9 protein-coding genes are annotated in these 13,397 nt (G+C 38.5%); 5 read left to right on the top strand and 4 right to left on the bottom strand.

The genetic code is table 11. From position 1 onward, the window contains the following. Positions 1 to 535: 535 nt before the first annotated feature. Entirely contained in the window at positions 536 to 961 is a 426-nt protein-coding gene (locus AO843_RS09995) for a DUF4183 domain-containing protein (RefSeq protein ID WP_054610978.1), read from the bottom strand. Between the two features lie 264 nt (positions 962 to 1,225). Here AO843_RS09995 and AO843_RS09990 point away from each other — a divergent pair, with 264 nt between their 5' ends. The 5 genes from AO843_RS09990 to AO843_RS09970 all read left to right on the top strand — a co-directional run bounded on the left by AO843_RS09990 (position 1,226) and on the right by AO843_RS09970 (position 10,226). Beyond that, positions 1,226 to 4,837 (top strand): dynamin family protein, encoded by a 3,612-nt coding sequence (locus tag AO843_RS09990; protein WP_054610977.1) that lies wholly within the window; start codon positions 1,226 to 1,228, stop codon positions 4,835 to 4,837. A gap of 10 nt (positions 4,838 to 4,847) precedes the next feature. After that, positions 4,848 to 5,657, top strand: coding sequence for a sulfurtransferase (locus AO843_RS09985; RefSeq protein ID WP_054610976.1), 810 nt, complete (start codon positions 4,848 to 4,850; stop codon positions 5,655 to 5,657). Positions 5,658 to 5,829: 172 nt separating this feature from the next. After that, complete coding sequence (locus tag AO843_RS09980) at positions 5,830 to 6,660, top strand: MBL fold metallo-hydrolase (RefSeq protein ID WP_054610975.1); 831 nt, start codon at positions 5,830 to 5,832, stop codon at positions 6,658 to 6,660. Between the two features lie 381 nt (positions 6,661 to 7,041). Beyond that, complete coding sequence (locus tag AO843_RS09975) at positions 7,042 to 8,244, top strand: NAD(P)-dependent malic enzyme (RefSeq protein WP_054610974.1); 1,203 nt, start codon at positions 7,042 to 7,044, stop codon at positions 8,242 to 8,244. 233 nt (positions 8,245 to 8,477) lie between these two features. Next, positions 8,478 to 10,226 (top strand): methyl-accepting chemotaxis protein, encoded by a 1,749-nt coding sequence (locus AO843_RS09970; RefSeq protein WP_054610973.1) that lies wholly within the window; start codon positions 8,478 to 8,480, stop codon positions 10,224 to 10,226. 38 nt (positions 10,227 to 10,264) lie between these two features. Here the strand turns inward: AO843_RS09970 and AO843_RS09965 are convergent, their stop codons facing one another. The 3 genes from AO843_RS09965 to gdhA form a co-directional block, all read right to left on the bottom strand. Further along, positions 10,265 to 10,918, bottom strand: coding sequence for a Yip1 family protein (locus tag AO843_RS09965; RefSeq protein ID WP_054610972.1), 654 nt, complete (start codon positions 10,916 to 10,918; stop codon positions 10,265 to 10,267). A 130-nt stretch (positions 10,919 to 11,048) separates the two neighbouring features. Continuing rightward, a complete protein-coding gene (locus AO843_RS09960) occupies positions 11,049 to 11,738 on the bottom strand; it encodes a phosphoribosylaminoimidazolesuccinocarboxamide synthase (protein ID WP_054610971.1) in 690 nt (229 codons plus the stop codon). Between the two features lie 216 nt (positions 11,739 to 11,954). Continuing rightward, complete coding sequence (gdhA, locus tag AO843_RS09955; protein WP_054610970.1) at positions 11,955 to 13,328, bottom strand: NADP-specific glutamate dehydrogenase; 1,374 nt, start codon at positions 13,326 to 13,328, stop codon at positions 11,955 to 11,957. Positions 13,329 to 13,397 lie beyond the last annotated feature (69 nt).

Genomic DNA, 13,397 nt, shown 5'->3' with positions numbered 1-13,397 from the left:
GCAATAACATCAACACACCACTAACTACTGTTCCGTGGGGCCCTATAGTAAATGAATCAATACGAACATCAGCGAATTTCTTTCCTAATTTGACTATTGCACAAATAATCATAAATCTTCTGATAAGAAAGACATTTGGTGAAAGTCCGAGTAGGACAGCGCACGCACCTTTGTAAGTGAGTTTGCTGATAATGCCACACAAAGCATACCTGGAAGAATAGTCGAGCCAAACCATAAACGTAATCCCTTCCATACTCATAAGAAAATTTAAATGTTGACAAAAAAACAACGGTAAAAAAAGCCCTCAATCCAAGCCTAATAGACAATGATTCGGAGCTTTTCTTTTCGTCTATCATTATTACTTACTTTTAAAGAGAAAATACAATCTACGGTGTGTACTTTCCCGAACAGCTTTCCATTTTGTTAGAAGTGCTGGTTCTTAGTCTATTTTCTGAATCCTGTGTAGAAGTACCTGTTCCATTAACATAACTATTGATAATAGGAGGTTCTACTAATTCACAGCCTTTCATAGTCTTTATTTCAAGGTAAAGCCTAGTGATTCAATTATGATAGGCGTTCCTCTAAATAGAGTGCCATTGTAAGGGGCGATTGTTAAGGCAGTGGCCGTTAGTGTATAAATACCGCCCTCTTGCATAACTGCATTAATGTAGAGATTGACGTAGCCATTTGGCGAAAAGACCATAAATTCAGTAACGGGGTCGGTATGATCATTCCAAAAGAGGGTTGCGGGTAGGGTTGCTCCATTTGTTAGATCAAGATCGCTTGTTAAAATATAAAAATATCTATTGATGGTTGGACGTATCGTACCTTCTGGGACTACATCAGTAGGAGGAACGATTGAAGAAGCGTTAGAAGCTTTTATACGGGGCCAAATAAATCGATCCTCATAGCTACAATGACAGCTTTTTTTAATCATTTGACGATGTTTAGGGTTGACCATATGCTATCACACTCCATTCTTGTAAAATTAACCTTTGCCCCGAATTCCTTTACTATAAAATATGAAGGAAATAAAATTCCATCTAGTTGAGCATCTATCATATAAGGAGGATTATTTCGGACAAACATGCTTTTTTAATAAATAATAGTCGAATGAAAGCGTTGGCATACACGCTTTTTACCGTAAATTAGTGTTATACTTTGCTAGTTGAATAAGGTAGAATACTAATTATGAATAATTAACAAAAAAGGGGTTACTGGTTTCATGAAAGATTTTGATCAACAATTGGAGGGGCTATTAAAGCAAGCCGCTTTGCAATACATAATATATCAGCATAATGGTGATACGGAACGCATGGATAAAACATCACTTTTTGCTCGCAAAATTCAGCAAAAAGAGTATGTGATTGGCTTTGCTGGCCATTTCTCTGCCGGGAAGTCAAGTATGATTAATGCGCTTTCTGGCGAAAATTTACTGGCATCTAGCCCGATTCCAACAAGTGCGAATATCGTAAAAGTGCATAAATCTGAGGAAGACTTTGCGATTGTCTATATGCACAATGAAAAGCCTGTTAAATTTGAGGCAGGCTATGATTTTAAAACTGTAAAAGAGCTAAGTAAGAATGGGGATTTAGTCTCTCAAATTGAAATTGGTCATAGTACATCGACATTACCTTTAGGCGTTACAGTGATGGATACACCTGGAGTTGACTCAACAGATGATGCACACCGCATGTCAACGGAATCTGCACTTCATATTGCTGATATTGTATTCTATACAATGGATTACAACCATGTGCAATCAGAGTTGAACTTCCAATTTACAAAGCAATTAATGAAATATAATCCAAATGTATATTTGATCGTTAATATGATTGATAAGCATAAAGAAAATGAATTGAGCTTTGAAGAGTTTAAAGCAACCGTTCATAATTCCTTTGCGGCATGGGGTGTCGTTCCGAAAGGTGTATTTTTCACATCATTGAGAGAGCCTGATCACCCATATAACGATTTTGAAGCCGTAAAGAAAATTGTGATGGATAGTATGAACGATTGGCAGGATCAGCTTGTGCAAACGGCAACGAATACATTGCGTTTATTGCAAAGCGAGCATGACAATTATTTAATGGAAGAAAAAGAGGATCGTCTAGCGATTGATGAAGAGATTTTAAGTGCGGACGACTGGGCAAACCATCAAGATATTTTAGAGCAATACAACAAATTAAATCGTCAAGTTGAATTGTTCTCAGTTGAGGCGTGGAATGAAACATTTGAGGAGCAGCGTAAAGAATTGCTTGCCAATGCTGCTATTATGCCAGCGGATTTACGTGATCGCTTACGTCTTTATTTAGAAAGTATGCAGGAGGGCTTTAAGGTAGGAGGTCTCTTTACTGCGAAGAAAAAAACAGAAGAAGAGCGTAACCGTCGTAAAGAGGATGCTTATAGTGCCTATCAAAATGTTGTTCATGCACAAATTACAGGACATTTAAAAGGCCTCATGAAAAAGGCACTGAAGGACGTGGGTGCCTTAAATGAGGAACGTGCTTCAGCAATTGATACCTATCCATTTGACCTACCTTTTTCATTGATCGAACAGCAGGTTCAAACAGGGGCATTGTTAACAGGTGATGCGGTGTTGAACTTCGCCAACCGTGTGGCAGAGGCAACAAAGCGCTACTTTATTCAGGAAACAGATAGCTGGAAAAATGCACAAGCGACAACACTTGAGGCAGTGGCAACAGAAACTGCGGCTCCTTCTAAGTTAAAAATGGCAGGCATGCAGGAAAAAGTAGATGCTATTAAAGCTGTACTTGAAATAGAGGGCTACCAACAATATAGTGCGAGCATTATGCATCAAGCGAGCAACGAAATACGTAAAATCGCGAATGAACAGCTAACGAATTGGGAAAATTCATTTAAACAGGATTTAGCAGAGATTCGATTGTTTGATGACTCCATGTTACAACCGAAAGAACAAGTCATTCAGCAAGAAGAAGCGCATCAAACTGTTAGTGCAACGAGTCTACCAATCGATGGTGTTATTAATCGTGCAATGCATACCGCGAATGCTGTAAAAGAAGTACAAGGCTTTGCTGAAGTTGCTCAATATCTTGAAAATAAAGTGGAACGCTTACAGAAAAAAGATTTTACCATCGCTTTGTTTGGGGCATTTAGTGCAGGGAAATCATCCTTCTCGAATGCTTTAATGGGCGCGCAGGTGTTACCTGTATCGCCAAACCCAACAACAGCCGCTATCAATAAAATTCGTCCTGTTACACCAGAGCATCCTCATGAAACGGCCGATGTACTGCTTAAAACAGCTGAGCAAATGTTAGAGGATATTCAAGGATCGTATGCAGCGATTGGCTTATCCGTAACTTCATTGGAGGAAGCTTATAATCGTGCTGATGAAGGGCTTGCAGTACAGTTGACGGATGAGCGTTTAAATGTGCACAAGTCATTTATTCGCGCCTATAAGGAAGGTTACCAAACGTTTAAATCAGAGCTTGGTACGATCATTCGTGTAGACCGTGTTGAATTTGAAAAATTTGTTGCGCAAGAAAATAAATCCTGCTTTGTGGACAATATCGACTTCTATTATGATAGTCCATTAACACGCATGGGCGTTACATTGGTGGACACACCAGGAGCAGATTCAATTAATGCTCGTCATACAGGTGTAGCATTTGAATATATTCGTAATGCGGATGCCATCCTATTTATTACGTATTATAATCATGCATTTGCCAAAGCTGACCGTGAGTTTTTAATTCAGCTTGGTCGTGTGAAGGATGCATTTGAGCTTGATAAAATGTTCTTTATAGTGAATGCCATTGATTTAGCGACAACAGATGAAGAGCAGGAAGATGTAAAAGGCTATGTTCGTTCAGAATTACAGCGTTTTGGAATTCGTTTCCCACGACTGTATGGCGTGTCGAGTCTATTAGCGTTAAAAGAAAAAGTAGAAGGTGCGGATTTAACATCAGGTATGCCACCGTTTGAAAACGACTTCCATACATTCTTAAACGATGAATTGAGTGCATTAGCCGTGCAGGCTCTTGCGGAAGAAGTTGATAAAACAGAGCAACGCTTAGCGGATTTAATCACGCAAACGGAAGAAAACTTAAAACGTAAAGATGAACGTTTAGAGGAATTAACAACACTTGAAAAGCATATTCAATCGAAATTTAGCGTGCTCAATACAAGTATGCTTGAAAGCGAGACGAAGCAAGAGCTTGATGAGCTCCTGTATTATGTTCTACAGCGAGTCTATTATCGTTACCCTGAATTCTTTAAGGAAGGTTACAATCCTTCCACTTTTGCGGCCATGCCAGCACAGCAGGCATTGGAGCATGCATTGAAAGAAGTTATGCAAAGCTTACGTTTTGACTTTACGCAGGAAATGCGTGTTACAAACTTCCGTTTATCACAATTTATTAGCAAGAAGATGCAGCACCGCTTTAAAGATGAAGTTCGTGAGCTAAAAGAGCTTAACCGTAGCTTCTCGTTCTTAGCATTTGAATCTTCTGAGCCAAATTTACTTGATTTTGAAGGTCCGTTTGCTAATATTTCGAAATATGCTAGCGTTAAATCTCACTTCCGCAATCAAAAAGCTTTCTTTGAGAAGAATGAAAAAATGAAATTGAGTGAGGCTTTAGAAACGTTAACAAAACCGGATGCACAGGATTATTTAGATGCACAGAAAGTTTCTCTCATGACATGGGCTATTACATTTATTGCAGAGGAAGCAGAAAAATTACGTTTATATATTTATCATCAAGCGCTTGAGCAAATTGAAACAGAAAGATTGGCACTTCAAGAAGAGAGCCGTTTAGCTTCTTGGAAAGCGATTTACGCACAATTACAATACGCATGAGGTGATTTATATGGGAAAAGTATTCAAATCAGTGGATGAAATTCAGTTAGATGGCGTCCGTTTTATCGATGCACGCTTTGATTTACAGAACAAAGAGGCTGGAAAAAAAGCATTTGAAGAAGGCCATGCAACAGGAGCAATCCATATTGATTTAGAGCAACAGCTATCTGATATGGACAGTAAAAACGGTCGTCACCCAATGCCGAACAAAGAAAAATTGACATCTGTATTTCAAGAATTAGGCTTACGTTATGAAGATCAAATCGTGGTCTATGACCAAGGGGCAGCACCATTCGCTCCACGTGCTTGGTGGATGCTGACATACGCTGGTTTCCCAAATGTTGTCATTGTTAATGGGGGCGCACCTGCATTGGAAGCGAAAATGCCATTTACAAAAGATGTCGTTAAATACCCACCAACAATCATTGATTTTGATTGGAAGGATGAGCTTTATGCCCCGCGCGAGGCGGTAAAGGCGATTGTGGACGGAGAAGTTAAAGCGACTTTACTCGACGCTCGTGCAGCTGAGCGTTATCGTGGAGAGGTTGAGCCGTTAGATATAGTAGCTGGCCATATTCCAACAGCCAAAAACTTTGATTGGGAGCAATTGAAGACAGATGGACAATTACAGGCCAACGACACATTGCGCCAGAAAGTAGCACCAGATGAACATGTTGTTGTCTACTGTGGCAGTGGTGTAACGGCATCTCCTCTATATGCGGTATTAGCAGATGAAGGCTATGAAAACATCCAATTATATGTAGGTAGCTTTAGTGATTGGATTACACAATACGATGTTGAAAAAGGGACAAATGAATAGAATTTGATTAAAAACGCTCACTTTGGTGGGCGTTTTTTTGTTGACGGATAGAACGTTGTAAGTGACGGATAGCATGCCTAAACAGACGGTTAGAATCGCCGAATGGAAGGATAGAAATCAAAATGACTCGTCATTCATTTTATGCTACACTCTTTTAAAAGGGGGAAAGTGGATGTTTAAACGTGATACGAGGATAGAAGTTCAACACCATCGCGATGTCCAATGTGCACTGGGGAAGGTAGCGCTTCAAGGGTTTGGGATGAGTGTTTATAGCTTTTTTGTTGATGGATTATTAATCGATACAGGCTCAAATTCGCTGGCACAAGAGTTTCAATCATTTTTCAAAGACTTACCAGTTGAGCAAATTGCACTAACTCATTCGCATGAGGATCATGCGGGTAATGCCGCTTGGCTTCAACAACAAAAGGATGTTCCGATTTATCTGCACCGTGATTCCCTTCAAATTTGTGCTCATGAGGGTGACTATCCTATGTATCGCCAAGCATTATGGGGGGAGCGACCAGCTTTTCTGGCACAACCGATAGGGGCTACATTGCAAACGAAAACAGCCGTATGGGACGTTATTGAAACACCTGGCCATACGACAGATCATCTTGCTTTCTATAATCGTCAAACGGGCGCAATGTTTACAGGAGATTTATATGTTCAAACTAAAACAAAGGTGGTACTCGATGAAGAAAATATAGTACATACCTTAGCATCCTTAAAGAAATTACTAAACTATGATTTTAACGAAGTCTATTGCTGTCATGCAGGTTATTTGGTAGATGGACGAAACAGAATACTAGAGAAAATTGCGTATATTGAAGAAATGGAAGAGAAAGTACGTCACTTATTTCAACAAGGTTATTCCGTAGAGGAGATGACGTCTAGCATCTTCCCACGAGAATATCCAATTATTAAAGTGTCTGGCGAGCAATGGTCCTCTAAACATATCATCAATGCTTTTATCCGTCACTTTACACAAGAGTCCTTTCTGTAGGGCTCTTTTTTTATGGACTGCAATAATAAAAAACTTTGTGAAAAAATGTGAATAAATTGTGACAAACCCAATTAACTCAATGGATGCGCTTACATAAGTTTGTGAAAAATTTCTCATTTACACAAGAAAAATACTATGTGAAAAGTTGAACAGCTTGAATGGCTATAGTTGTACATTTTTTAATGATCACATCATTGTATTAGATATTTTAAAATAATTGATTGTGAAAAACGTAATTTGACAGAAAAATGTATTTGAAGTCATAAAATACGGTGTTTTTGAAAGAAAAAATAAATTGACAGAATATTTATTGACTATATTTTCACAAAGTATTATGATTCTGAAATATAATGAAAAACAAAGGGAAAAGGATGGGATGGAATGGACGTAATGAAAAAAGCTTTAGAAATGCATGCACACTATAGCGGTAAATTAGAGGTGATATCAAAGGTACCTGTACAGGATTCTTATGATCTAAGTCTGGCTTATTCACCTGGTGTGGCTGCGCCATGTGTGGAAATTGAACGAAATCCATCGCTAGTCTATGACTATACAATGAAAGGTAATATGGTGGCAGTTGTGTCAGATGGTACAGCAGTTTTAGGCTTAGGGGATATAGGTCCTAAAGCAGCATTACCAGTCATGGAGGGGAAAGCGATTTTGTTAAAGCGTTTTGCCAATGTTGATGCTTTTCCAATATGTTTAGATACGAAAAATACGGATGAAATCGTCAGCATTGTGAAGGCGCTTGCTCCGACATTTGGGGCTGTGAACTTAGAGGATATCTCAGCGCCAAGATGTTTTGAAATTGAAGATCGTTTGCGTCAGGAATGTGATATTCCAGTGTTCCATGATGATCAGCATGGGACAGCAATTGTAGTAGGAGCAGCTATGATTAATGCCAATCGTATTGTGCAAAAGGATATCGCTACGATGAAGGTAGTCATTAACGGTGCAGGTGCAGCAGGTATTGCTATTTTACGTATCCTTGTACAAATGGGCTATAAAAATATTTTTATGTGCGATACAAAAGGTATTATTTATGAGGGGCGTATGGAAGGCATGAATCCGATTAAAGAGGCGGTTGCTCATTTAACAAACCCTGAGAAACTACATGGTACTTTGAATGACGCGCTTGTTGATGCGGATGTCTTTATCGGAGTTTCGGTTGCGAATCTATTAACAGAGGCACATATAGCATCTATGAATGAAAATCCAGTGGTCTTCGCATTAGCCAACCCTAATCCCGAAATTACGTATGAAAATGCCAAGGCATGGGGGGTACGCGTCATGGGTACGGGTCGTTCAGATTATCCGAATCAAATTAATAATGTCCTTGCCTTCCCTGGCATTTTCCGTGGCACATTAGATGTACGTGCAACGGATATTAATGAAACAATGAAACTAGCAGCAGTGGAGGCAATCGCTTCACTTGTTAGTGATGAGGAGCTAACAGAGGAATATATTGTTCCAAAATCTCTGGATGAGCGTGTCGTTGCCATTGTCTCACGGGCAGTAAGTGGCGCAGCAGTCGAATCGGGGGTATCGGAACTATTCCAACAAAATACAGCTCTAACAGTTTAACAAATAATAGATATTGAAATACGGCAGATGTAGAAAAGCAATGGTATGCTTTTCTACATTTTTTTATCGAATTTTCTCGAAAAATGTTGTTGTTTGGTTTTTGATGTAATAAAATTGATAAGTACAAGGTAATACCTTGTGAGATTAATTTGGAAAGCACAAATACATAATGTTGTTATTTTTTTAGAGAAAAATGGGTCTTAAGTCCATTAAACAAAGAGGAGATAGGAAATATGAAATCATTAGTTCAATTTAGGTCTATTAAAGCCAAGCTGATTGTTTTCTCATTATTACTTTTAATGATCCCCCTAATCATTTTAGGTAATTTAAGCTATCAACAAAGTAAAGCAAATTTAGAAACAGTTGGGAAAGAAAATTTAAGAAATAGTGTCGAAATGACCATTGCCATGATTGAACAGTTTAATCAAGAGGTAGAGTCAGGCGATTTATCTTTAGAAGAAGCACAAGAAAAAGTAAAGGTTGCTATTTTAGGGAAGAAGGATAGTGAAGGAAAGCGCCCTATTAATAAAAATATTAAACTAGGTGATAATGGTTATATATTTGTTGTTGACCAAAAGGGGAACTCCGTTGCGCATCCAAACATTGAGGGGACTAATGTCTGGGATGAACAGGATGATAATGGAGTTAAGTATATACAAGAAATCATTGCCAAAGGAAATGAAGGTGGTGGGTTTGCTTCCTATTCGTGGCCACTACCAAATTCCGATCAACTGGAGAAAAAAGGGGTTTATGCAGAAACTGATCCATATTGGGGTTGGGTCATTGGTGCCAGCACCTATTTAGTGGAGTTTAATAAACCAGCAGAAAGTATTCTAAAATCAACGCTAATTGTGATTGGTATAGCCATAATTGTTGGGATATTTGTTATTTGGCAATACGCAAGTAGTATGGCTAAACCTATTAACCGAGTGGTCCAAGCGATGGAACGATTCGCAGAGGGCGATTTAACGCAAGAAAGCATGACTATTCGTTCAAAAGATGAAATAGGCAAACTAGCAAGCGCCATGAATCAAATGCAATTTAAATTGAAGGACATGATACACAATATTGCTCAAGCATCTGATTTAATCAATACTTCTAGTAAGGAGCTTTCACAATCAGCTAATGAAGTTAATATGGGAGCTGAGCAAGTCGCTATTACGATGCATGAATTAGCATCTGGTGCAGAAGGGCAAGCGAATCATTCCAACGAATTAACCTCTTTAATGGAACGTTTTACAGCGGACTTACGCGAAACAAATCAGCATGGTGAGCATATCCATCAATCTTCTGTTGAAGTGTTAGGGTTAACCAATGAAGGAAGTCAGCTCATGACATCTTCGAATTCTCAAATGAAAAAGATTGATAGCATTGTACAAAATGCAGTAGAGAAAGTAAAAAATTTAGATGCGCAAGCACAGGAAATTTCAAAATTGGTCGTGGTGATTAAAGACATTGCCGATCAAACGAATTTGTTAGCTTTAAATGCTGCAATTGAAGCGGCGAGAGCTGGTGAACATGGAAAAGGATTTGCGGTGGTTGCAGATGAAGTACGCAAGCTTGCAGAACAAGTAGCATTTTCAGTTAATGATATTACAACGATCGTAACAAATATCCAGCAAGATTTTGATGTTGTCACGAGCTCATTAGAGGATGGCTATCAGGAGGTAAAAGAAGGTACTAATCAAATAAAAGCTACGAGTGAAACGTTTACTACGATTAGTGATTCTATTAATGATGTTGTAGAAAGTGTTCAATTGATTTCCAATAATTTATCAAAAGTAACCGAAGATGGTCAAAAAATGAATAGCGCTATTCAAGAAATTGCTGCGGTTGCAGAGGAATCTGCAGCGGGTGTTGAGCAAACGACGGCGACATCTGAACAGACAAGTAGCTCAATGGAGGATATGGCAGGGAAATCTGCTCAATTATCGACATTAGCTTTACAATTGAAGACATTAATTGCCCAATTTAAACTATAAAAAAATCTCCCACTCTCTTAAATGAGAGGGGAGATTTTTTACATCATGCCAACGCCAATAACTCCAATGAGGATAATAAAGAACAGTACAAAAAACACAATGAATAAAATAATTCCAGGAATAAAGAGGGTGAAGAAGGCCATCCAATTAGAGATTTGGTGTGCTTCTGCTACCACACCCACTGAAATCACGAAAGACCAAATACTAACAACCATAGTTACTAACATCGTTGGCCAAAAAATCCATGGCAGTGAGCCCATAAAGTTTGGATCCAGTAAAGACTCTGGGGAAGTTATTAACCAAATAATGTAAAGTGGAATAAGCACTATAAATGGTATAGCTGTAAGACTTAACCCTTTAAATAAGTCTGAATACGTACCAGTCCCTTTAAATAGTTTACCGAATAGCCATGAGATAAGTGCGGAAATAGCTGTCCCAATGATACCAGCGATTGGGGCAAGAATTACACATAGTAAAGCCAATAGCCAAGGAGATAAATTAGATAAGAATTCCGAATCTATCAGCCCTGACATGATTGAACCGATATAACCAATGGACAAAACCAAAATCGCAAAGCCGATTGATTTTTCGTTAATCATAAAGCGGGCGGTTTGCTTTGGATGTAACCAAACAGATACAAACGGATTCACATTTGGCCTTTCTTCTTTCGGTGAGTCATTAAAATTTTCCATCAAACTACCTCCAAAATAAAAGAATAATTGCATGTTACGCATAGTTAGTATACGAGTGATACAATGAAAAGTTTCGTAGAAAGTAAAAATAAGCTATTTTAACGAAAAAAAGAGCCGCACACGGCGACTCTTAAAAGTTAGCTAACATGATTTTTTCAAGCTCTAATGGTTCGATATATTGCTCACCTTTGTAAGCACGCATATTTCCACCAGAAATTTCATCGATTAATAAAATTTCATTCGTTTGGGCATCACGGCCGAATTCCAATTTAATGTCGTAAAGCGTTAAGCCCTTTTTAGCAAGTTCAGTTCCTACAAATTTAGAAATTTCAATTGTACGTTGTTTTAAAATGGCATATTCTTCGTGTGTTAACAGGTCTAACATAGCTAATGCATCTTCTGAGATCGGAGGATCTTGGCGATCGTCATCCTTGATAGTAACTTCCACAAAGGCATCAAGATCTTGACCTTCCTTCACATAAGCACCATAGCGACGTAAGAATGATCCAACTGCCTTGAAGCGGCAAATTACTTCCAAACCGTTCCCGAAAACCGTCGCAGGTTTTACAGTCATTGTGGCATCATCGAAGTTTGCATCTACATAGTGAGTAGGAACACCTTGTTCGTTTAATTTAGAATAGAAATAAGAAGTTAAGCGTAAACCTGCTAAGCCAGCACCATCAATTGTTAAACCAATAGTATTGGCACCCGGGTCGAACACGCCATTTTCTCCAGTTACATCATCTTTAAATTTTAATAAATAATGACCATCTTCTAATTTGAACACATTTTTTGTTTTCCCTGTATATAATAATTCCACAAAAAACCCTCCAATATTCATAGTACTCTAAAATTATAACACGAATGTTTTAAATATTTAATATAAAAAATGTTCGTTTTAAACACTTATTTCTATCATTTATTGCAAATTTGCAACAAAAAAACAAGATGAGAACGAATAATCGTAATCATCTTGTTTTTTTGGAATGTTCCGAAATCTGATAGTGGATTCATGACGGATTGCTAGATCAAGTTATTAGTAGATGCCTTCAGCAAGCATTCCATCTGCTACTTTAATAAAGCCTGCGATGTTTGCACCCATCACTAGGTTGCCAGGGAAGCCGTATTTTTCAGCAGCTGCTTTACTATCTAAATAAATATCTTTCATAATTTGATGAAGTTTCGCATCTACTTCTTCAAATGACCAAAATACGCGGCTTGAATCTTGTGCCATTTCAAGGGCTGATACAGCAACTCCTCCAGCGTTCGCTGCTTTTGCTGGTCCGAACAATACACCTGCATTTAGGAATTCGTTGATTGCTTCAAGATCAGATGGCATGTTTGCACCTTCGCCAATGGCTTTGACACCATTTGAAATTAATGTACGAGCTGACTCACCATTAATTTCATTTTGAGTAGCACATGGTAGAGCGATGTCACAAGGAATCGTCCAAATACCTGTACAGCCATCTGTAAAACTAGCATTTGGTCGGTAACTTACGTAAGTTGAAATGCGGTCACCTTTTACTTCTTTAATTTCTTTAATCACATCTAAATCTAAGCCTTCTGGATCATAAACATAGCCCGAAGAATCAGAGCATGCAACTACTTTTGCGCCATATTGCTGTGCTTTTTCGATGGCATACGTAGAAACATTTCCTGAACCAGAAACGACCACTGTTTTTCCTTCGAATGAATCGTTTGCATCTTTTAACATTTCATTGACGAAATAAACTGTACCGTAACCGGTTGCCTCTTTACGCGCTAAAGAACCGCCATAACCAGGGATTTTCCCAGTTAATACACCTGATTCACTTGCTTTTGTTAAACGTTTATATTGGCCCCATAAATAACCCACTTCACGAGCACCTACACCAATATCACCAGCAGGAACATCGACATCTGGCCCAATATGACGGTATAATTCAGTCATGAATGCTTGGCAGAAACGCATAATTTCCGAATCAGACTTACCCTTCGGATCAAAGTTAGATCCACCTTTACCACCACCGATTGGTTGCCCTGTTAAAGCATTTTTAAAGATTTGTTCGAAGCCTAGGAATTTAATGATGGATTCATTTACGGAAGGGTGGAAGCGCAGACCGCCTTTATAAGGCCCCATGACATTGCTATATTGCACACGGTAGCCACGATTTACTTGCACTTGATTGTTATCGTCTTGCCAAGCAACACGGAAGGAAATAATACGATCTGGCTCAACAATTCGAGATAAAATATTGGCCTTAATATATTCAGGATGTTGGGCGAATACAGGTACTAATGAAATGAAAATTTCCTCAGCTGCTTGTAGAAACTCCGCTTGATGACAGTTCTGTTGTTTCAGTTGCTCGAATACGCCATCTACGTATTCTTTAGCTAATTGTTCATTGCTAACAGTTGTAATTGTCATAGTAAAAACCCCCATTTAGTTGATAGGTGTATCGTATATCTATTTTTCAAACTATTCAATAAAATACTT

This window comes from Lysinibacillus sp. ZYM-1, assembly GCF_001308875.1.
GTDB lineage: Bacteria > Bacillota > Bacilli > Bacillales_A > Planococcaceae > Lysinibacillus.
The sequence above is the reverse complement of the archived record's forward strand: the minus strand, read 5'-3'. Positions and strand labels throughout refer to the sequence as shown.

What these genes read in the sequence shown, in the direction of transcription:
- AO843_RS09995 (WP_054610978.1), bottom strand. Translation starts at nt 961, where the DNA reads ATGGTCAACCCTAAACATCGTCAAATGATTAAAAAAAGCTGTCATTGT.
- AO843_RS09975 (WP_054610974.1), top strand. Translation starts at nt 7,042, where the DNA reads ATGGACGTAATGAAAAAAGCTTTAGAAATGCATGCACACTATAGCGGT.
- AO843_RS09965 (WP_054610972.1), bottom strand. Translation starts at nt 10,918, where the DNA reads ATGGAAAATTTTAATGACTCACCGAAAGAAGAAAGGCCAAATGTGAAT.
- AO843_RS09980 (WP_054610975.1), top strand. Translation starts at nt 5,830, where the DNA reads ATGTTTAAACGTGATACGAGGATAGAAGTTCAACACCATCGCGATGTC.
- AO843_RS09990 (WP_054610977.1), top strand. Translation starts at nt 1,226, where the DNA reads ATGAAAGATTTTGATCAACAATTGGAGGGGCTATTAAAGCAAGCCGCT.
- AO843_RS09985 (WP_054610976.1), top strand. Translation starts at nt 4,848, where the DNA reads ATGGGAAAAGTATTCAAATCAGTGGATGAAATTCAGTTAGATGGCGTC.
- AO843_RS09970 (WP_054610973.1), top strand. Translation starts at nt 8,478, where the DNA reads ATGAAATCATTAGTTCAATTTAGGTCTATTAAAGCCAAGCTGATTGTT.
- gdhA (WP_054610970.1), bottom strand. Translation starts at nt 13,328, where the DNA reads ATGACAATTACAACTGTTAGCAATGAACAATTAGCTAAAGAATACGTA.